This is a genomic window from Gemmatimonadaceae bacterium, assembly GCA_035606695.1.
Classification (GTDB): Bacteria; Gemmatimonadota; Gemmatimonadetes; order Gemmatimonadales; family Gemmatimonadaceae; genus JAQBQB01.
Map to the genome: position 1 here is coordinate 98,096 of DATNEW010000020.1, position 21,952 is coordinate 120,047.

Sequence of the window (21,952 nt, forward strand, 5' to 3'; positions counted from 1 at the left end):
TCATCCTGACCCCGGGCGAAGCGAAGGGGAAGGACCCCCGTCCCGACGGAGGGGCCCTCGGTCTCCGATACGCGAACGGCGGCGCCGAAGCGCCGCCGTTCAATTCTACCAGCCGGTCCGAGACTTCGCAGTTACCGCTGTTACTTCGCAGTTACTTCGTCTTGGGCGTTTTCGGCGTGTACCGGCCCGCACCGTCGTGGTCGTCCTCGCCGAACGGGGAACCGACGTCCGCATCGCCGCTGATCCGCTCGACCCGGAACGTCTGCTTGTACGTCTGGCCGTTCACGACCATGGTGACGAGATAGTCGCCGGTGTTCGCCAGCGAGCCGCCCGCGCCGCCAAAACCGCCACCACCACCGCCCCGGCCTCCTCCGGCGCACGGATTGTTCAAGCCGATCAGCTGCCAGATGCGATCGACCGGATCCAGCGCCTGATCGCCCATCGCGCCCTGCGCGGCGTTGGCACCACGCCGGCCGCCACGTGCCGCGCGCGCGACAGGCGCCGCGGCACCAGCCACACCCGTCGGACCCGCACCCTGCGTATCTGCGCAGAACGCCGCGCCGCCGCGTCCGCCACCGCCACCACGCCGCCCAGCCGCCGCTACTTCAGCCGGCCGTGCGCAGAAGGTTTCCCACTGCGTCGTCGGGTGGTCGCACGCCTGGCCACCGGCGCCGCCACGTCCACCACCACCGCCGCCGCGGCCAGCGAACGCGTTCGCCGCGGCCTGGGGATTCGACATCGCGTTCACCGCGGCGCGCACCTGACGAATTGCCGCGGTGTCGTAGCCGGCACGCGTCAACGAATCGAGCACCTGCGGCGCGCGCGCGTGCAGCAACACACTGTCACGACGTTGCGACGGCGACAATTCGGTCGCGACGCGACGCGCGATCGCCTGGAAGTTCCAATCGACGTGATGCACACCCGCGCCACCCGGGCCGTTGAGACGCGCGAGCGTATCACCCGCCACATCGCTCACGACGAGCGTCACATTGCTCGGCGCGCCGCTGCCGAGACGATAGACGATGTCCGCGCCATACGGCGGATTCATGTACGTCATGTCCGACTGGCCGTAGCCGTTGCCCGGCAAGTTGAGCTGCGGACCTTCGCCCCACTGATACGCCGTCTTCGGCGCGAAGAGATACGTGCTCTGCGCCACGACCTTGGGCGTCATCTCCTCGAGCGCCGCGATGTCGGCCACCCACAAGCTGCGGCCGTGCGTGGCGGCGATGATCTCGTGGTCGCGCGGATGAATCTGCAGATCGAACACCGGCACCGTCGGCAGGTTCGACGAGAAGCGGCTCCACGTCTTGCCGCGATCGACCGACACATACGCCGTGCGCGAGCTGCCGACGAACAGCAAGTCGCGGTTGTGCGGGTCTTCGCGAATGACGTGCAGATAATCCTGCGGGCTCGACGACGGAAGATTGTTCACCAGCGACTGGAAGGTGCGGCCGCCGTCGTTCGTCACCCACAGATACGGCTTGAAGTCGTTCGTGCGGTGCGATTCCGCCGCCACGTAGAACGTGAGCGTGTCGAAGTGGCTGGGCTCCACGCGCACGATGTACGCATCCCACGGCTTGCCGAGGGCGTCGAGCTTCGGCGTGAGGTTGTCCCACGTCGCGCCGTCGTTGTGCGTGATCCACATGTTGCCGTCATCGGTGCCGGCGAGCAGCAGGCCCGGCTTGATCGGCGACTCCTGCAGCGCGACCACCGTGCCGTACGCTTCGGCGCCCGTAATGTCGAGTGTGACGCCGCCGGTGTAGTGCTCCACCGTGTCGAGGCGCGCCACGCGAGCGCGCTCCTGCGCCGGATCGGTCTTCACCGAGAGGTCGCCTGAGATCGGATACAGATCCTCACCGCGCTTGGTCGACTTCAGCACTCGGCTGCCGCCGAGGTAGAACACCTGCGGGTTGTGCGGCGACAGGAAGTACGGGGATTCCCAGTTGTAGCGAATCTGAAGATCGATCGAATCCTGACGCTGCTTGGCGCGCAACGCGTCGACGCGCTGCTGCGTCGCGCGGTCCGACGCGACCGTGTTGTTGCCGAGCAGGATGGCGATCGAGTCGGCCCACATGCGGTACCGCTCGTTCCACGTCGGCTTGTTCACGCGTCCGCGCGCGCCGGTGCGGAGATTCGTCTGTTGAATGCCGGCGTTCTGCGACTCGCCCCACACCATGTCGGGATCCGTCGGATCCTGCGCGGTATAGAAACCGTCGCCGCCCGAGATCGTGCGCCAGTACGTGTTGTTGCTCGGGGTGCTGCGGCGGCGGCTCGGTCCGCACCACGCGCCGTTGTCCTGCGCGCCGGAGCAGATGTTGTACGGCACGGCGTAGTCGAAGCTCACGTCGTAGAACTGGCCGATGGGCAGGTTGCGCGGATACCAGAAGTTGCCGCCGCGGTCGTACGTGATCGCGATGCCGCCGTCCATGCCGATGACCCAGCGCTCGGGATCGTTCGGATCGATCCAGATGGCGTGATCGTCGACGTGTACCTGCTGGGCGGCGTTCATCGTCGTCTTGCCGCCGTCATTAGAGACTTGTAATTCCGTGGACGAGAAGTAGATGCGGTTCTCGTTTTTCGGATCGACGCGCACCTGCGAGTAGTAGAAGGGCCGCGTGTCGATGTTGTTCATGTGCTCCCAGTGCGCGCCGCCGTCGGCCGAACGATAGAGGCCGTTCGCCGCGGGGTTGCGCTGGAATTGCATCGGGCCCGGCGCGATCGACGCGGCTTCCGTCAGCGCATAGACCACCTGCGGATTGCTGCGCGAGATCGCGATGCCGATGCGGCCCTTGGGGCCTTCGGGATAGCCGTTGCCCTTGATCTCGTTCCACGTGCGTCCGCCGTCGGTCGACTTGAAGAGGCCCGACCCCTGGCCCGAGCCGCCCGAATTGAGCGAGAACGGCGTGCGATACCGCTCCCACATCGACGCAAAAAGCACATCGGGGTTCGACGGATCCATAGCCACGTCGATCGCGCCGGTACTCGCGTTCTTTCCCGGCAGAATGAGCGTGAACGTCTGACCGCCGTCCGTGGACTTGTACAGGCCGCGTTCGCCACCCGACTTCCACGCCGGACCGAGCGCCGCGACGTATACCGTATTGGCGTTGCGCGGATCGACGACGATGCGGCCGATGTGCTGCGACAGACGGAGTTGTGAAAGGTGCGTCCAGTGGGCGCCACCGTCCGTCGACTTGTAGATGCCGTCGCCTGGCTCGATGGTGTTGCGCGAGTTGGGCTCGCCCGTGCCGGCGTAGATGATGTTCGTGTCGCTCGGCGCGATGGCGAGCATGCCGAACGCCGCGACGTCCTGGTCGTCGAAGATCGGCTTCCAGGTGATGCCGTTGTTCATCGACTTCCAGATGCCGCCGCCCGCCGCGGCGACGTACAACGTCTTGGACGGTCCGGGAATGCCCTGCACGTCGGAGACGCGGCCCATGAAGTTCGAGGGGCCGACGGCGCGCCATCGGAAGGCGCTAATGATTGAGGAATCCAGCATTTGCGCCGACGCAGAGGAAGCGAGCGCCAGGGCGCTCGCGGCCGCATAGACGGCGGTGATCAAACGGGATCGTTGCATAGCAAATCCTGCTGTGTGGGGGACAAAGAGGCCTGCACACGACATTACCTCTACGAAGGGCGAGATGCGAGTGCTGGCGGGGCGTCGGGGCGTCGGGGCGTCGGGGCGTCGAGGCGTCGAGGCGTCGAGGCGTCGAGGCGTCGGGCCGTGTGTGACCCATCGCTGTCACGTACATTGTCGTTCGGGTCGTTCGATCTTTCGCCCCGACGCCCATACGCCCCGACGCCCCGACGCCCATGAAAACCCACAACGCCGTCATCATGACCGGCCCCAACCAGCCGCTGCGCATGATCCAGTTGCCGACGCCGGCGCTCGAGCCGGGCGCGGCGCTCCTCCGCACCACCTTCTCCGAGGTGTGCGGCACCGACGTGCATCTCTATCACGGAAAGTTGGACGTTCCATTCCCGATCATTCCGGGACACGTCTCCGTCGGCGTCGTCGAATCGTCGGGCGGAAAGCTCAAGGACATCGAGGGCAACACGATCAAGGAAGGCGACACGGTCACGTTCCTCGACGTCCACGAAACCTGCAACAACTGCTATTACTGTCTGGTCGCGCGGCAGCCGACCAAGTGTCCGCATCGCAAAGTCTACGGCATCAGCTACAGCGCCAAGGAAGGATTGCTCGGCGGATGGGCCGAGGCGATCTGGATGAAGCCGGGCGTGAAGATGATCAAGCTGCCGAAGGAGCTCGACGCGGAGACGTTCATCGGCGGCGGCTGTGGCCTCGTGACCGCGCTTCACGCCGTCGACATGGCCGAAGTCCGGCTCGGCGAATCGGTCGCGGTGCTTGGCGTCGGCCCGGTGGGGCAGTCGTGCGTCGCGTTCGCGTCGCTGTCGGGCGCGGGCGAGATCATCGCCATCGGTGCACCGCGCCAGCGGCTCGACTTCGCGCGACGCATGGGCGCGACGGCGACGCTCGGCCTCGACCTGCCGCCGAGCGCGCGCGTCGAGGGTGTGCGCGGCGTGACGGGCGGCCGCGGGGCGGACGTGGTGATCGAAGCGAGCGGCGCACCGGAAGCGGTGAAGCAGGCGCTCGATCTCGTACGCGACGGCGGCCGCGTGGTGGTGTGCGGCCAGTATACCGACAACGGATCGATCGACATCAACCCGCACTGGCAACTGAACCGCAAGCACGTCGAGGTAAAGGGCTGCTGGGGTTCGCGCTACGATCATTTCCATCGCGCGGTGGCGCTGACGGCGCGCTACGGCGACAAGAAGCCGTGGCGCGAGATGGTGACGGCGCGTTTTACGCTCGACCAGGCGGACGAGGCGCTGGCGGCGGTGGAGAATCGGACGGCGATCAAGGCGGTGATTGTACCTAACTAGCGGGCGTATGGGCGTATGGGCGTATGGGCGTATGGGCGTATGGGCGTATGGGCGTATGGGCGAAGGGCGGTTGACGCCGCTTACAAGCCTCTGACATCACCCGCACTGTCCATCCGACGCGTGAGACCATACGCTCAAGGAAAGACAACGCCCATCGCCCATCGCCCAACGCCCATCGCGTGTACACCACCTGCCTCTTCTGCCACACCGATCTCGGAGCCAACCACTTCCTGTCGGCCTTCCCGGTCGGCCGGCGGCTGGCGTTCGATCCGAAGAAGGGGCGGTTGTGGGTGATCTGCACGCGGTGCGGGCGCTGGAACCTCACGCCGCTCGACGAGCGCTGGGAAGCCATCGACGACAGCGAGCGACTGTTCCGCGGGACCAGGCTGCGACTGTCGACCGACAACATCGGCCTGGCGCGCTTTCGCGGAAACTTCGAGCTGGTGCGCATCGGCCCGGCCCTGTTGCCGGAAATCGCCTCGTGGCGCTACGGCACGCGCCTCGCGCGATTCGAGCCTGAACCCGAACAACCACGCAGTCTCTTCGTGCGCGGCGCCCATCTCATCGCGCGCGCATCGGCCGGCGCGCTCGTCGGGTACGCCCACGGCATCGGCTTCAGCGATGACGCCGTGCTCCGCATGCGCACCTTCCGTCGCAAGCAGGGCGTCCTGCTCCGCGCGAACGACGAATTCGGCAACCCGGTGGTCGTTCGCTATGCGCATCTCGGAGAAGCGCAGCTCGTGCGCCCCGAGAAGGACGCGCCGTGGCAACTCAAGCTCGTGCACGATACCGGCGTCGCGACGCTCGCTGAATCGGCCGCGCTGCGCGTCGCGGGCAAGATGCTCGCGACGCTCAACTTCGGCGTCGCCAGCCAGGCCGAAGTCCAGCACGCGATCGCGAAGCTCGACGACGCCGGCGATCCGCAAGGCTACTTCGCGCGCGTCGCCTCGCTGGCGATGCGTACGTCGTGGGGCCGCTATCCCGACGCGCCGGAAGAAGAGCCGCACGCGCAGCGCGGCTCGTTCTCCGAGCGCCTGGCATTACAACTTGCTAATCGATCGTTCTGGGGACGCGGCGGCACGGGCAGCGATGAAGAAACGCCGCTCTTTCGGCTGCCCGCGGTCGACCGCCTGGCGCTCGAGATGGCCGCCAACGAAGACATCGAGCGCCGCGCGCTGCTCGGCGAGCTCGATGCGCTGCACACCGCGTGGAAGGACGCCGAGGAGATCGCGTCGATCGCCGACGAGCTGTTCGCCGACGACGTGCTGACGGAGTTCAAGCGCCAGTACATCGCGCGGCTGGCGCAGGCGGACGAGTAGTCGAGCCTACCCGTTGCGCTACCCCTTCAGCCTCGCCTGAATCGCCGCCAGCCGCCGCTTCGCGTCCGCCACCTTCGGCTGCAGCTCGGGATCGGCGTTCTTCCACATGTCGATGAACGCCGACAGATGCGATTCCGCCTTGGCGAGATCGCCCTTCGCCTCGTACAACTCACCGAGCCGCTTGTGCACGCCGGCAAGATAGGTTGCATCGCCGCCCGCGCTGCGCAGCCACGATTCGTTGATGTAGCGCTCCCAATGCGCGATCGCCGAATCCGGCATGTTCGCCAGATCGAATGCGCGGCCGAGGCTCACGTCCATGCAATGTTCGCAGGAGCCAATCGGTCCGTCCGGCATCGAGTCCGACTTCCACATCTCGCGAATCGCCTCGACCGGCTTCTTCTCGGCGAGCAGAATCTCGGCCATGGTCGCGTGGCGTCCCGGCTCGTAGCGCGCGCGTACTTGCGGATCGCGCACGTCGGCGTCGAACTGCGCGATCATCGCGCGCGCCTTGTCGGGGCGGCCGGCCCACGCGTAGTACTGCGCAAATCCGAAGTACGGGCGCTGATCGAGGCGCAGCGTTTTGAACGGCGTCGTCACCTGCGCGGCATCGAGCGCGCGAATGCCCTTGTCGAATTCCTGCAGATACCAGATGTCGATGTAGGCGCTGAGGCTCGAATCGCCGAGCGGGTTGGCCGGAATACCGCGCGCGACGTTCAATTTTCGCACCTGGTCGTTGAGCTTCAACGCGTCGTGGATGCGTCCGTTCAGCAGCGTGTACTGCGTGAGATTCGCGATCGCGCTTTGCTTGATGATCGGATCGGGGTCGCTGACGTAGTTCCGCCAGAATGCCTGGCTCGAGTCGACCTGGCCGCGCATGTACATGAACGCGGGCGGCAGGAATTTCACGTTCTGTGAATTCGGGAAACGCCGCGCCATCTCCTTGTACATCGAATCGACCTGCGGCATTTTGCCCTCGAGCGCGTAGATGTTCAGCTCGGAGTTCATGCTCGTCTGCGACGCGCGCGGCGAACGATTGAGCGCCGAATAGAGCGACTCGGATCGCGACAGCTGGCGCATGCTGGTATAGAGGCCCGCGAGATTGTTCACCGCGATCGCGTCCGTGCTGTCGATCGCCAGCGCGTGCTGATACGCGTCGATCGCCTTGGGGCGACTCAAGCTGTCGCTCATCGTGTAGAACGTCGCGATCGTGATGTACCGCTCCTTTTCGGGAAGCCGGCCGCGGTTCGCGTAGGCGCGATTGATCGCGCTGTCGATCGACGGCTTCGGCATGCCAAGCTGACTGAGCGTCACCGCGAGCTTCCGATACGCCATCGCGAACGTCGTGTCGAGCGCCACCGATTCACGCAGCAGTTGCGCGGCCTTGGTGTGGTCGCCGGTGAAATCGAGCACACGGTTCGCTTCCGCATACTTGCGCAGCGCGTCGAGCGACGTCGTCGTGACCTGGTCGAGCGCCGGCGCATCGCGCACCGACTTGAGCGATTCGCCGATGCGCCCGCGCAGCTTGCGCGTCAGTCCGTCGATGGCGTCGAGCAGCTGGCTCGGCCCATCCACCGTCGCGCGATACGCCGCGAGCTCGGCACCCGAGTCGGTGGAGACCAATCGCAGCGAGACGACATAGCCGTTGCCGAGCGGCGTCACGCCGCCGGAGACGATGGCCTTCGCGCCTTCCCGCTGCGCGATGTCCTGCGCGAGCTTGAGATCGACGGGCGTGGCGGGCGGACGCTGCATGCGCACGAGCGCGCCGGCGATCGCCGCGGGCGGCATGATCGAGACTGCCTTCGATTGGCCGAGATTCGTGCGCACCGCTTCGGTCACGACGTGCGACAGCGACGAGTCCTTGCCGGCGTCGAAGTCGATGACGAGCAGGCGCGGCGTACCCTTCAGCGTTCCCGCGGCAAGCAGCGATCCCGCCGGCCCAATGCCGAAGACGCGCAAAATCATGATGGCGATAACCGCGGCGGTGAACGCGCCGAGCGCGGCCCCCCCTGCGCGCAGCGTGCGCGGCCACGTGACGAATCGGCTGCGTCCGAGCGCGGCGAGGATCACCGCGGGCAGACCAAGCAGCATCACGATCATCGCGCCGACGAACACCCAATTCGGAAGTCCGAACGCGATCTCGACCGCCTTCGCGAGCACGGCGACGATCGCGAAGGCGCCGGCGTAGAGCGCGATGCCTGACTTCGCGTTGAGGCCGGCGACGAATCCGCCGCTGGCGCTGGCGAACGATCCCGTCGACACGGCGTCGAGCGCCGCGCCGATCTCGTGCGCGGATTGGGGCCGCGCGGCGGGCTCCTTCTCGAGCATCCGCATGACGAGCGCCGCGAGCGCGGGCGGCACATCGGGCACGAGCTCGCCGATCGGCTTCGGTGCTTCGGTGAGATGCGCGACGAGCGTGCGCTGCGGCGTCCGATCCGGGAACGGCGCATGGCCGCACAACAGCTCGTACGCCATGCAGCCCAGCGAATAGATGTCGGAGCGGGCGTCGACGTCCGGATCGCCGGCGGCTTGCTCGGGCGAGATGTACGTCGGCGTGCCGACCGACGTGCCGAGTTGCGTGAGGCCGGCGTCGGTCGAGCGCGCGTCCTTCGCGGCGCTCAGCGCCTTGGCAATACCGAAGTCGGTGACGACCGCCGTGCCGCCGGAGAGCAGCACGTTGTCGGGCTTGATGTCGCGATGCACGACGCCGTGTTCGTGCGCGTAGGCGAGCGCGCGCGTGACGTCGCGCAGAATGTTGACGACTTCGGCCGCGGGGAGCTTGCCGTCGCGCGCGAGTTTGGCGCGGAGCGACTCGCCTTCGACGAACGGCATTGTGTAGTACGGCACGCCCTGCGATTCGCCGGCGGCGAGCACCGGAACGATCTGCGCCTGCTGAAGTCGTGCGGCGAGCTGGATCTCGCGGTGGAATCGATCGATGTTGATGCCGGCGAGGAGCTCGGGGGACAACACCTTGACGACGACTTTTCGCCCCAGCGCGGTCTCTTCGGCGACGAAGACGCGCGACATGCCGCCGCCGCCGAGCTCGCGTTCGAGGGTGTAGGCGGATCCGAGTGATGACTGGAGCTCGTCGCGGATATCAGGCATACGGCGATGCGATGGGCGTTGGGCGATGGGCGCTGGCGTTGAACGTCCGACGGCGCTCACCGATGCGTCTGGAGGTGGGATTCGGGAATAACAGACAGTCCGGACACCAGACGCGCTAGATACTATGGATGTTTCGCGACAGTTCCAGAATGGCGGGCGCAACCGTACAAGCACGCCATTTGCGCACGTTTACGCCGCTACGCCGCATCGAACACCACGCCCGGAGCGTCCATGCGCAGTAGAACGATCTGTGGAGGATCCCTCGCCGTCCTGGCGGTCGCGGGATGTCGTTCGTCGTCGAGCTCGGGTTCGAACGGCGGGACCCGGGACACGGTGTTCGTGGCCGGCGCCAAGATCGGTGTGGCCCCGCCGGACGGTGTGAAGGACGGCGAATGGAGCCTGCCGGCGCGCGACTACGCGAGCAGCCGCTTTAGCAATCTCTCACAGATCACGCCGGCGAACGCCGCCAAGCTGCACGTGTCGTGGACGTTCTCGACGGGCGTGCTGCGCGGGCACGAGGGGCAGCCGCTCGTGGTCGGGAACACGATGTACGTGGTCACGCCGTATCCGAACGTGGCGTACGCGATCGATCTGACGCAGCCCGGCTTTCCGCTCAAGTGGAAGTACCGGCCGGAGAATGCGCAGGCGGCGATAGGCGTCGCGTGCTGCGACGTGGTGAATCGCGGCGCGTCGTACGCCGACGGAAAGATCGTGTACAACCTGCTCGACGGTCACACCGTCGCCGTGGATGCCGCGACGGGCACGGAGCTCTGGCGCGTGAAGATGGCGGACCTCGACCGCGGCGAGACGATCACGATGGCGCCGATCGTCGTGAAGGGCAAAGTGATCGTCGGCTCGAGCGGCGGTGAGATGGGTGTGCGGGGCTGGATCGCGGCCATCGATCTGGCGAGCGGCAAGGAAGTGTGGCGCGCCTACAACGTGGGACCGGACGCCGACATGAAGTGCTGCGCCAGGTTCAAGCCATTCTATCCGCGGGACAGAGGGGCCAACCTGGGCGTGTCGTCCTGGCCGGGTGAGTCGTGGAAGGTGGGCGGCGGCGCCGTGTGGGGCTGGCTCTCGTACGATCCGGCGTTAAATATCATATATCACGGAACTTCAAACCCTGGCCCGTGGAACGGCAATCAGCGGCCGGGGGACAACAAGTGGACCGCGGCGATCATCGCGCGCGACGCCGATACCGGCGAGATGCTCTGGGCGTTTCAGCCGACGCCGCACGACATCTGGGACTACGACGCCGTCAATGAGAACATTCTCGTCGACCTGCCGCTGAACGGACAAACGCGGAAAGTGCTGGAGCACTTCGACCGCAACGGCTTTGCGTACACGATCGACCGCGCGACGGGCGAGGTGCTGAGCGCCAAGCCGTTCGTGCCGATGAACTGGGCGTCAGGTGTGGATCTCAAGACGGGGCGGCCGATCGTGAACGTGGACAAGGCCACGGCGCAGGGGAAAAACGTCAAGGACATTTGTCCGTCGCTCGAGGGCGGCAAGAATCAGCAGCCCGCGGCGTTCTCGCCAACGACGGGGTTGTTCTACGTGCCGACGAACAATCTCTGCATGGATTTCGAGGGGCGCGAAGTCACGTACATCGCGGGGACGCCGTACATCGGCGGCAACGCGCCGGAGACCGGCGGCCCCGGCGGCTACAAGGGCGAGTTCATCGCGTGGGATCCGGTGCAGGGCAAGAAGGTGTGGGGCATTCAGGAGCCGTATCCCGTGTGGAGCGGCGTGCTGGCGACGGCGGGCAACGTGGTGTTCTACGGCACGCTCGACGGCTGGTTCAAGGCGGTGGATGCGCGGAACGGCAAGGTGCTCTATCAGTTCAAGGTGGGCTCGGGGGTGGTCGGCGCGCCGATCACGTACACCGGGCCGGACGGCAAGCAGTACGTGGCGATCTACTCGGGGATCGGCGGCGACATGGGGCTGCTCATCGCGGGCGACGTGGCGGCGAATTTGCCCTACGATGTGCGCGAGCGCGGGACGACGCTGCCGGATCTCGCGCGGTACACGAGTTGGGGCGGGATGTTGTTTGTGTTTTCACTGTGAGCCGGTGACCGGCATATGAGAACTCTATACGTACCGGCGTGCGTGATCGGGCTTGGGCTCGTTGCGGCGCGCATCACCAGCGCGACACAAGCGCCCGCGGCGCCGACGCCGACGCAGGCGGGGCCGGGGAATCAGGCCACCTACTTCGTTGAGCATCCCGACCACATGAAGCCGGGCCTGCCATTCACGGGACGCTGGGCGCAATTAAAGAATCCATATGAAGGGAATGCCGCGCGCGCGGCGGACGGCGCGAAGCTGTTCATCTCGTACAACTGTCTCGACTGCCACGGCGCCGACGGCTCCGGCGCGATGGGGCCGAGCTTGCAGGACGGGCGCTGGCATTTCGGCGGGACGGCGGGCGACATCTACCAGTCGATTTACGAAGGGCGGCCCGACGGTATGCCGGCGTGGGGCGGGCGCATCGCCGACGACCAGATCTGGCGGCTCGTCGCGTACGTCCAAACGCTCTCGAAGGGACACGAGGTCGCGACCGAGAACTTCACCGGCAAGACGATCGCGCGCACGGGGCACTGACGGCACCTGCGGCACCGCCGGCGCCGCCGGCGCCGCCGCGATCGATTCCCCTTGACATCTGAGGGGAAGAGGTCAATACTACCCTCACTTCTTGAGGGTACCCGCCATGCCCGCTTCGTCCGACCTCGAACTCCTGCAGGGCACGCTCGACGTCATGATCCTCAAGGCGCTCTCCTGGGGCGCCATGCACGGCTTCGGCGTCGCGAAATGGATTCGCCAGACCACCGACGACGTCCTGCAGATCGAGGACAGTGCGCTCTACCCCGCGCTCCACCGCATGGAGCATCGCGACTTGATCGAAGCCGACTGGGGTCTGACCGAAAACAATCGCCGCGCCAAGTACTACACGCTCACCACCAAAGGCCGCCAACAGTTGCGCGCGCGCGCCTCGACGTGGGACCGCTACGCCGTCGCTGTCTCGAAAGTCATTCACGCGACCACCCAGCCCACCTGAACGCTTCTGCGTGCCCCAACACGGCGAGGGCCATCCCATGTCGCGCACCGACCTCCCGCAATGGCACCGCTATCTCCGTTTCTGGCAGTCGAACATTCCCGCCGACGTCGAGGCGGAGATCGCCTTTCACGTCGACGCGCGCACCGATGAGCTGATCGCCGGCGGGGCCACTCCCACCGACGCACGCGAGCGCGCCCTGCGCGAATTCGGCGACGTCGAGCGTGCCCGCGCCACGCTGCGTGACATGGACGAGCGGCACCGCTCACAGGCGTATCGCGTCGAGCTGTTCACCGACCTGTGGCAGGACATCCGCGTCGCCGCGCGCTCGCTCGCGCGCGTACCGGGCTTCGTCATCGTCGTCGCGCTCACCCTCTCCTTGGGGATCGGACTCAACTCGGCGATCTTCAGCATCGTCGACGCGTACCTGTTCCGGCCGATTCCAGTGCCCAACGGCAACGCGCTCGTGCTGCTCGGCCAAACGGATGCGGCGCTCCCGGCACCGCACGAGATGTCGTACCTCAACTATCTCGACTATCGCGCGGACACGTCGATCTTCTCGGCACTCTCCGCCTACAGCACCAACACCATGAACCTCGCCGGTGGGCGAGGCGCCGAGCGAATCTGGACGGAGGAAACGACCGCGAACTTCTTCGCGATGCTCGGCGTGAAGCCGCTGCTCGGACGCGTCTTTCGGGCCGACGAGGATCAGGGCGAACTGGCGCATCCTGTCATTGTTTTGACATATGATTTCTGGCAAGCGCATTTCGGCGGCGACACGCAGGTCATCGGCGACACGGTGCGGCTGAACAACCATCCGATCACGATCATCGGTGTGACGCCGCCCGATTTCCACGGCGTCGACCCGTTGTTGCGGGTCGACGGCTTCACGCCGATCAATCAGACGTGGCCGGTGTACGGCGCGTCGATGCACGACCGCGCGGCGAGCTCGTTCGACATCATCGGTACGTTGCGCTCCGGCGTCTCCCTCGAGACAGCGCGGCGCGCCGTGAGCGCGAAGGCCAAGACGCTCGAACGCGAGTATCCCGACGTGAATCGCAACGTCGGCATCGTGTTGGAGCGAGAGACGCACACCCGGCCCAACTTCACCGTCTCGGCGAACGTGCCGGCGATCGCCGCGGCGTTCATGACGCTCGTCATGCTGGTGCTGGCCGTCGCATGCGCCAACGTCAGTGGACTGCTGCTCGCGCGCGCGACGGCGCACTACAAGGAGCACGCCGTGCGTGCCGCGCTCGGTGCAAGCCAGTGGCGGCTGGCGCGGCGGGTGTTGATCGAATGTGTGATGCTCGCGCTCATCGGCGGCGCGGGCGCCGTGGCGCTGGCGAGCATCGCCGTGCGCGCGCTCGTCGGCGTTCGCGTCGCCGCCGATGTGCCAATCCACTGGACCGTCGCGCTGGACGCGCACGTGCTCGCGTTCACCATGCTCGTGGTCCTCGCGACGGGCGTCGCGGCGTCGATCGCGCCGGTTTTCTCGTTGCGCCGCTCGAATCTCGCCGACGTGCTCAAATCCGGCGCACGCGGCACAGATGGTCACGGACATCAGCGTTTGCGCGCGGTGCTCGTCATCGCGCAGATCGCGGTTTGCGTCGCGATCGTCGTGTGCGCCGCGCTGTTCGCCCGCAGCACGGCGAACGCCTCGCGCATCAACGTCGGCTATCGCACGGACCACGTGCTGCTCGCGACCGTGTCGCTGGCGCCAAGCGGCTATGATTCGCTGCGCGGCAAGCAGTTCGAGGCCGAGGCGCTTCGCCGCGTCGCGCAGCTGCCAGGCGTGCGGTCCGCCGCGCTCGCGCGCTACACGCCATTCGGCTACAACAACGACATCGAGTATGTGAAGCCGGAAACAAGCGGCGCCAAGATCCCCGAGAACGGAATTGGTTGCTTCAACAACATCGTGTCGCCGGAATACTTCGCGACGATGAGCCTTCCGATCCTCGAGGGCCGAGGCTTCACGGCGCACGATGATGAGGGCGCGCCGAAGGTGGCCGTCGTCACGAAGCGTTTCGCGGCGCGGGTGTGGCCCGGAGCATCGGCCGTCGGAAAGCGGTTTCGCTTCCGCAAGGATGGACCGTTGCTCGAGGTGGTTGGTGTCTCGGGCGACGTGCAGTACTTCTCCGTCGGCGAAGCGCCCAAGCCCTTCTTCTTCCGGCCATACGCGCAGTGGTATCGGCCGCAGTTCACGCTCAACGTGCACACGAACGTCGACCCGTCGTCGCTCACGAGCGCGGTGCGCGCGACGCTCGCCACGCTGGACCCGGAGCTTCCAGTGTTCGACGTCCGCAGCTTCGACGACCACATCTCGAACGGCCGCGCGCTGCTCGGCACGCGTTTGGGTGCGGTGTTCGCCGCGGTGTTCGGCGCGCTCGCGCTGTCGCTCGCCGCGGTTGGGCTCTATGGGTTGATGTCATACGCCGTCGCGCAGCGTACGCGGGAAATCGGAATTCGCGTCGCGTTGGGCGCGCGTACGTCGGGCGTCGTTCGGCTCGTGATGCGACAGGGACTTGCGATCTCCGTGATTGGGGTCACCATCGGCACCGCGATGACGCTGGTGCTGACCGGATTCCTTTCGAAGTTGTTGTATGGAGTGGCGCCGCGAGACCCGGTCATCTTCGTCTCCGTCGCGCTCACGCTCGCAGTTGTAAGCGCGATCGCCGGCGTCATTCCGGCTCGTCGCGCGACGCGAGTGGACCCTTTGACCGCGTTGCGCTCCGACTGATTGAACGTTGCGACGTGCAACGATCGATGCGAATTGCGGTATCGGTCACGATTACTGACGCGATTCGCCGCAGTGTACGAGGCTCAAATCACAACGTGAGCGTGCGGGAACCGATTGGATCGCGGTGATATTCGTTTGCTCATCATCGTGACGTGCGTATCCGTCGGCGGATCGCGTCTTGCATGCGGTTCAACAGACCCACCGCGAGAGTTGTTTGGTCCCCCCACCGAGTCCCTCGCCCGCCAAACCGCACTCACCGTCGGAGCCGCGTCGATCGCTCACCGATCCCGCACTCGCGTCGCTCGGCGCCCTGATCGGGCGTTCGCCGTACGCGCGACGCGTCGGGATGCTGAACAACGCGGAGATCATCGTCTGGCAGTCGTCGCGGCGGCTGATGATCGCGGTCGCGATTGGTCTGGTCGGCGTGCTGCTGCGTGTCACGCACATCGTCGCCGGTCCGGTGTGGCCGATTCTCGTCGTCGTTCCCGCGTACATCGCCGTGGTCGCGTTGATCACCGTCGACGTCGAGCGGCGCCACCAGGTGTCGCGACCAGTGCTCGTCGGCATCGCGTTGATCGACGTCGTGGCGATCTTCGTGACGATCGGATTCGTCACGTCGCCGGCGTTTTACCCGCGCGCGCTGCTGCTCACGTTGCTCGCGTTGCAATTCACCCAGATGTTCTTCGGACGATCCTCCGCGGTGACGGTCGTGGTGGCATCGACGATCGGCTACGCGGCGCTGGTCTTCAGCGCCTGGGAGCGCGGGATGAACGTCGCATGGGTCGAGGAAGGGTGGCTGCTCGCGCTGTACCTCGTCGTGGCACTGAACGGCATGGCGCTTCAGGCCAGCGCGACACGTCGACTCACCGTGCTCGTCGACCTCTTCGCCGGCGCGCAGCGGGGTGACTTCTCACGCACGTTCATCGAAGAGCCCGATCACGAGCCCGACGGCATCACGCTGCTTGGCCGCTCGTACAACCATCTGCGTTCCGAGCTCGCGAACCTCGTGATGAGCGATACGCTCACCGGATGTCTCAATCGCCGCGGATTGGAGCACGCCATTCATCAGGCGATCCGTGTCGCCGTGCGGCGCGGCGGCGAGATCGCGCTGCTCGCCATCGACATCGATCACTTCAAGGCGATCAATGACACCGCGGGCCATCTCGCCGGCGACGCGGTGCTTCGCGAGCTGGCGGAATTGCTGTCGCAGTCCTCGCGCGCGGGCGACGTCGTCGCGCGCGTCGGCGGCGAGGAGTTCGTGGTGTTGCTGCCCGGCGCGGACAACGAGACGGCCGGCGTCGTGGCGGAGCGCGTGATGACGACCGTGCGCGACCACGCATTCCGCACGGTGCGCGGGCGGCTCAAGATCACGGTGAGCATCGGCATCGCCTGCGAGCAGGTGACGGATGCGCACGTCGGTGCCGCACTTCGCGCGCGCGGCGACGAGGCGCTCTACGTTGCCAAGCGCCTCGGCCGCAATCGCGTGATCATGTGGGCGCCGGGCATTCGCTCCAACGCAACGCCGCCGTGGACGAGCTTCGTGGCGATGCGCTGAGCCTAGGACTGTAGAAATGCGGTCCGGAACTGCCAGAGACCGCCCAATACCCACATCAGAATCCCGAACGCGGTGGCCTTGCCGCGCGAGATCTTTCCAAGAACAGCGACGCCGATCGCGAGCAGCACCGTCTCCCAGAGGAGCGGGATCTCGAGTCGCTGGAGCACGGCCATCACGAGGGGCGACGTCGTCGTCGAATCGGCAAAGTGCGCCGGTCCCAATGAGAATACTGTCATCGAGGTCAGCTTGGCCGGGTCCATCAGCAGCCCCATGACCCCCGTCGCGATCGCGCCGAGAACACGGGGCATGTAGGCGTACGACGTGATCATGATCGCCTGTCCCGCACCTTCGCGCCCGCTGAACATCTTGCTCACCAGCCACGCCGCGAGCCCGACGATCGCGATGAGGATTCCGAGGAACAGCGGCGCGATGTACCGGCCGAACGTCGCCTGCATGGAGATGGTGCGGTCCGCCATCTCCTGCGTCATTTGCGGATTCTGCGCCATCGACTTGGCCATCACACGTTGCATGTCGGCGGTGATCGCCGGCTCCAGCGTGCTATATGTGGCGAACGTGATGACACCGATCGCGATCACGACGAAGAGGAACGGCGGCCATGCGCTGGCGTTGCGCCGCCGCTCGAACACGGCGCGCGGTTGATAGAAAATGTCGATCAGGTCTTCCCAGAACGACGCCTTCTCGGCCACAGGTACCGGCGGAGGCGTTGTCGGCTCGGCGGCAGTCGTCATCGGTCAGTTCCCTCGGCCTGTCATGGTTCGGCGCGCAGCGTACGGCACATCATGATACGACGCGAAGGCGCCGGGGAACAAGTTCGTCGGGTTTGAAACAAAAGCAGCCAGGCGAATGACGCCTGGCTGCTCGCGGTGCAAAGTACGTTGTCATTCCAAGCCGAAGGCGTCTGTCATTCCGAGCCGAAGGCGAGGAATCTTTCATCCCGATAGAGAGACGTCCCCTCGCCGATCACGGTAGATCCCTCGCTCCGCTCGGGATGACATGCGGTTGCCTATCGCACCACCAGATCCTGCAACGCCTGCTTGATGCGTGGATCGTCCGAGCGTGACAGCTGGTTGATCGCGCTGCGGCGCACCGACAGGTTCTCCTCGCCCTTCACGATCGAGATCAGCTTGTCCGTCGCCGCGCGCTCACCGTTGCGCACGTAGATGCTGATCAACGTTTGCTTCATGCTGGGATCGGTGGTCGTGTCGTACAGCTTGATCATCTCGCCGATCGGCGCGCCGGCGCGATTCGCCGCATCGGCCGCGCGACGCCTGAGTGACAGCGATTCATTCGCGTTCTGCGCCAGGGCCAATAGCCATTTCACGTTCTCCGCCCCACCCATCTCCGCGAGCGCCGAGAACACTGCCTCGTGCGAGCGATCGCTCGTGAGCGTCGGGTAGCGCTCGCGCAGGAGCGCGGCATCCTGGGCCGTCGCGTACTGCTGGCCGAGCGAACGCAGCGCGACGGTCAACACGTCGTCGGGCAGATCGGTGCGACGGACCGCGGTGCGCAGATACTGCCGCGCGCGCGGGTCGCCCGAGCTCGCGAGCGCTTGCATCGACTCGCGCGCGAGCCACGAGCTTTCCGTCTGTTGAGAAAGTTGAATCAGCGACGGAATGCCGGCGCCGTGATCGAGCCGGCCCAGGACTCCGAGCGCACCCTGGCGCACGTTCTGGTTGTCCTGCTCGTCGCGCGCGATCGCGAGAATCGGATCGGTGACGCTGGACGGAATCGTCTGCATTCCGTCGGTCGAGCGGCCCATGTAGTTGAGCGCGGTGCGGCGTGTCTCGCGCGGCAGGGCGGTGTTGCGCGCGATCGCCACCAGCTGCGACGCGCTGTTCGCGCTGTCGGCGAGCATGGCGGGACTGATGGCTTCGCGTCCCGCGCGCCCTTCGACCTTCGTGGCGAGCGACAGCAAGTAGTCCACGGCGTCCTGCGCGCGCACCCGACCGAGATCGGTGGTGCCGCGCTGCGTCGAGTCCAGCGGACCGACGTAGGTTTGTACCGACAGCGGGAGCTTGTCCGCGCGATCGATGACGACGCGCACCGGACCGGCGACGCACGGCTCCATCCGTATATCGGAGTTGCTGTAGAACGTGCCGTTGTAGTTGCCCGGGCTGGTCGAGTAGTAGGTCCGCCCGTTGCCGCAGACGCCGGGACGTGCGGCGAAACTGAATTGCACGCGGCCGTCGGGCGCGCCATTCACCCGGGCTTCCAGTGACTGTGCGCGAACCGTCGGCGCGGCCGCGGCGACGATCGCCGCGGCCAGAACGAATTGGAAGTGGCGAATCATGGCTTCTTCCCGTCGAGGACGTCCGTGAGCGCCTGAGTGGCGCGCGGATCCTTCTTGTTCATCAACGCGTTGATCGCCTGCGTGCGATGATTGATCACCGTGCTGTTCTTCACGATGTCGATCAGCTTGTCCGTCGATTCCTGATCCTTCCGGTTGCCGAGGATGCTGATGAGCCGCGTGCGAACCTCGTACGATTCCGCCGACGCGTCGTAGAGCTTCACGATGTCAGCCGTCGTCGTGCTTGGCGATCGGGCGAGCCGTGCCAGCGCCGCCGAGCGCGCGGCGCTCGGCTCGTTGGAGTTGCGGATGATTCCGAGCAGGAACTGGTCGTTCTCGGTTCCACCCATACGTGACAGCGCGCTCACGACCGCTTCCTTGATCCGGTCGTTGTCCGCCCTGCCGTAGAGGCCGCGCAGATACGCCGCGTCGTCACTCGAGGCGCGCTCGGAGTTGAAGCTGCCGATCGCTTCGATGCGCAAGTTGAGCGGCGCGTCCTTGCGGTCGATCAACGAGCGCATGCTGGCGCGAGCGCGCGCATTGTCGCTGCTCATGAGCGCGCGCACGGCGGCGCGCTGAATGCGCTCGTCCTGCTCCGTCTTGAGAATGTCCTCGAGCGCGTTGATGCCGGCGTCGCCCGGCGTGCGCGCGAGATACGAAACGGCTTCGCTGCGCACGCTCACGTCGGGATCGCTCTTGGCGACCTGCAGCAGCAGCGCCGAGGCGTCGGCGTCCGCGCGGCGGCCCAGAATGAAGACCGCGTTCCGGCGAAGCTGCGACGAGCATTCATCCTTGCGATCGAGTACCCGGCGCAGGAGCTGCATGGCCTGCGACGGATCCATCTGGCTGAGCGCGTTCAACGCTTCGGTGCGGACGGTGATCTCTTCCTGGTCGCACGGTGCGCCCTGCGCCGCCGCGGCTTTGGCTACTTTCGCCGCGGCATCGCTGTCGCCGCGCTGCGCCAGCACACCATTGATGCGGGCGTAGAGGGCCAGGATCTCGTTGTCGCTGGTGCGTCGGCCGTTTCGGAAGGCGAACGAGCCGCCGTTCGACGGCGAGAGTTGCGACGCCAGCGGCTCGAGAATCTTCGATGCCTGTTTCAATTGGTCCGTCGTACCGATCTTGTAGCGCGCAAACGCTTCCCAGTACTGCGAATCTTTTTCGTACGCCGACTTGGGGTAGTTCTTCTGGAGGTCGGCGAACATCTGCGCCGCACGGCCCCAATCGCCGCGTCCGACGACCTCGCGCGCTCGATTGTAGAGCGAGTCCGCTGGATCGCCCTGCGCCCAGCCCGGCGGTGGCATCTGCCGCTCGAAGCGATCAACGCGTACGGCGACCGGGCCACGCGGCCCAAACCCCATGTCGATGGCCATCGCCGGCATGGGCTCGATCGGCGCCATGGGAGCCATCGGCGCCATCTGCGCCATCTCGGCCATGCGCTCCACGCGAGCCATCGGTGCGATTGCTAACGGTCGCATCGCACGGTCGGCCGCGCTCATTTCCTCCAGCTCCATCTCGCCGAAGCCGCGTGGCGGAACTCTGACGGCTCGCAAGGCGCGGGGCGCCGGAGCGGGTTGCGCGGGTTGCACCGGCGGGACCGGTGCCGGCGGCGTTTGCGCCGCGGCCACCGCGGCGGCCGCGGTCCAGGTGAGCATCATGGAGAGCGTGATGCATTTCATCGCTCGTATCCTCTTGTGTGCTTCAGTTCGCAGAGATGTCGGCGGCTGCGGTGCGCAGCCGCGGCATGACGTCGCGCTGTTGCAGCGCGCGGTTGATGAGATCCAGCTCGGTACGGCTCGTGGTATCGTTTTGCAGGCGGACGATCTGCGCGAGCACCAGCTCGAGATCCTCGAGCAGGCTGCGCATCTCGGCATCGCTCGCCGCCGGCGAGTCGAGCAACAGACGCGTGCGCGTCAGCAGCTCCGACGCGCGGCCGACGAACTGTTCGTCGGCGCGGCCGGCGCGCACCTCGGACGGCAGCGCGATCAACAGCGCCGCGGTCTGTCCGAGATAGCGAGACGTTTCGACGTCGTACGGCGCGCTCAGCGAGCTGTCGGCGGTCGCCACTGCGGCAACCTTGGTGACTGCCCCCACACCACTCACGGCGCTGTCGCGCCGCATCGACACCCGTCCGAGGACGATGCCAATGACCAAGGTCGCCGCAATGACCGAGATGGTCGACGCCACGCGCCACATCCGAGACGGCGACTGTGTCGTCTCGCGCGTCGCCGGCGCCAACTCGCGCTCGATGCCATCCCAGATTGCGTCCAGGTCCGGCTCGGGCGGCCGGCGAAACGTCTGCGCGGCATCGCGCATCAATGATTCGAAACGGTCTTCCTTCATGACTCCAACTCCGGGGCCAGATCGCTGAGCGTCGCGCGAAGTTGCGCGCGCGCCTGAGAGAGCCGGCTCTTGCAGGTTCCTTCCGCCACGCCGAGCACTGCCGCGATCTCGGTGTGGGTATAGCCTTCGATGTCGTGCATGATCACAGTGGTTCGATAGATCTCAGGTAGGTCTTCGATCGCGCGATGCAGGCGCTCGCGCAGGACGGGGTCGACTCCCGCGCTGTCTGAGCTGAACGGATGCACGTCCTCGAGGTCCGTTTCCCGTTCCCTGAACCGCTTCACCTTGCGCATCGCGTTGGCCACCACGGTGACGGTGATGCGATGCAGCCAGGTGGAGAGCGCCGAGTCGCCGCGGAACTTCGCGAGCTGCCCGAACGCCCGGACGAACGTGTCCTGCGTGAACTCACGCGCCAGATCGGCGTCTCCGGTCAACCGAAAGGCAAGACGATAGACCCGGGGCGAGTGCGCGTCGTAGAGCTCGCGCGCCGCAATCCGGTCTCCGGCAAGGACCCGAGCGATCAGATCGGGTTCGCTCACCCGGTAGGCTGAGTGGAGGGCAACGACTGATTTGGTCACGTGTTGCCTGGTTAGATGCAGGTGGGCTGAAAAGGGTTCGATGCCCACCAAAGCAA

General features: G+C 66.2%; 14 protein-coding genes. 7 read left to right on the forward strand and 7 right to left on the reverse strand.

Annotated features, from left to right (window positions below; all coding sequences use genetic code 11):
- Positions 1-151 precede the first annotated feature (151 nt).
- Entirely contained in the window at positions 152-3,574 is a 3,423-nt protein-coding gene (locus VN706_08770; protein ID HXT15709.1) for a hypothetical protein, read from the reverse strand.
- 236 nt (positions 3,575-3,810) lie between these two features.
- On the opposite strand from VN706_08770, the gene VN706_08775 reads away from it, so the two are divergent.
- Together VN706_08775 and VN706_08780 are read left to right on the forward strand one after the other, a co-directional pair.
- Positions 3,811-4,902: a zinc-binding dehydrogenase gene (locus VN706_08775; protein ID HXT15710.1), complete on the forward strand. Its 1,092-nt coding sequence runs from the start codon at positions 3,811-3,813 to the stop codon at positions 4,900-4,902.
- 179 nt (positions 4,903-5,081) lie between these two features.
- Complete coding sequence (locus tag VN706_08780) at positions 5,082-6,221, forward strand: hypothetical protein (protein HXT15711.1); 1,140 nt, start codon at positions 5,082-5,084, stop codon at positions 6,219-6,221.
- Positions 6,222-6,239: 18 nt separating this feature from the next.
- On the opposite strand, the gene VN706_08785 is transcribed toward VN706_08780, so the two are convergent.
- Positions 6,240-9,323: a protein kinase gene (locus tag VN706_08785; protein HXT15712.1), complete on the reverse strand. Its 3,084-nt coding sequence runs from the start codon at positions 9,321-9,323 to the stop codon at positions 6,240-6,242.
- 231 nt (positions 9,324-9,554) lie between these two features.
- On the opposite strand from VN706_08785, the gene VN706_08790 reads away from it, so the two are divergent.
- The 5 genes from VN706_08790 (at position 9,555) to VN706_08810 (ending at position 16,667) form a co-directional block, all read left to right on the forward strand.
- Positions 9,555-11,390 carry a methanol/ethanol family PQQ-dependent dehydrogenase gene (locus VN706_08790; protein HXT15713.1) on the forward strand — a complete coding sequence of 612 codons (1,836 nt, stop codon included), beginning with the start codon at positions 9,555-9,557 and terminating at the stop codon, positions 11,388-11,390.
- A gap of 15 nt (positions 11,391-11,405) precedes the next feature.
- Positions 11,406-11,924, forward strand: a complete 519-nt coding sequence (locus VN706_08795; protein HXT15714.1) for a c-type cytochrome — start codon at positions 11,406-11,408, stop codon at positions 11,922-11,924.
- A gap of 106 nt (positions 11,925-12,030) precedes the next feature.
- The gene (locus VN706_08800) at positions 12,031-12,378 is read left to right on the forward strand and encodes a PadR family transcriptional regulator (protein ID HXT15715.1); all 348 of its coding nucleotides are present in this window, start codon (positions 12,031-12,033) and stop codon (positions 12,376-12,378) included.
- A 37-nt stretch (positions 12,379-12,415) separates the two neighbouring features.
- Entirely contained in the window at positions 12,416-15,112 is a 2,697-nt protein-coding gene (locus VN706_08805; GenBank protein ID HXT15716.1) for an ABC transporter permease, read from the forward strand.
- Positions 15,113-15,326: 214 nt separating this feature from the next.
- On the forward strand, positions 15,327-16,667 hold the full coding sequence (locus tag VN706_08810) for a GGDEF domain-containing protein (GenBank protein HXT15717.1): 1,341 nt from the start codon (positions 15,327-15,329) through the stop codon (positions 16,665-16,667).
- 2 nt (positions 16,668-16,669) lie between these two features.
- On the opposite strand, the gene VN706_08815 is transcribed toward VN706_08810, so the two are convergent.
- The 5 genes from VN706_08815 to VN706_08835 form a co-directional block, all read right to left on the reverse strand.
- Positions 16,670-17,416 (reverse strand): YIP1 family protein, encoded by a 747-nt coding sequence (locus VN706_08815; GenBank protein ID HXT15718.1) that lies wholly within the window; start codon positions 17,414-17,416, stop codon positions 16,670-16,672.
- Positions 17,417-17,691: 275 nt separating this feature from the next.
- Complete coding sequence (locus VN706_08820) at positions 17,692-18,978, reverse strand: HEAT repeat domain-containing protein (protein HXT15719.1); 1,287 nt, start codon at positions 18,976-18,978, stop codon at positions 17,692-17,694.
- Positions 18,975-20,654: a HEAT repeat domain-containing protein gene (locus VN706_08825; protein ID HXT15720.1), complete on the reverse strand. Its 1,680-nt coding sequence runs from the start codon at positions 20,652-20,654 to the stop codon at positions 18,975-18,977. The genes VN706_08820 and VN706_08825 overlap by 4 nt, the downstream gene beginning before the upstream one ends.
- Positions 20,655-20,676: 22 nt before the next feature.
- On the reverse strand, positions 20,677-21,318 hold the full coding sequence (locus VN706_08830) for a hypothetical protein (GenBank protein HXT15721.1): 642 nt from the start codon (positions 21,316-21,318) through the stop codon (positions 20,677-20,679).
- Positions 21,315-21,896: an RNA polymerase sigma factor gene (locus VN706_08835; protein HXT15722.1), complete on the reverse strand. Its 582-nt coding sequence runs from the start codon at positions 21,894-21,896 to the stop codon at positions 21,315-21,317. The genes VN706_08830 and VN706_08835 overlap by 4 nt, the downstream gene beginning before the upstream one ends.
- Positions 21,897-21,952 lie beyond the last annotated feature (56 nt).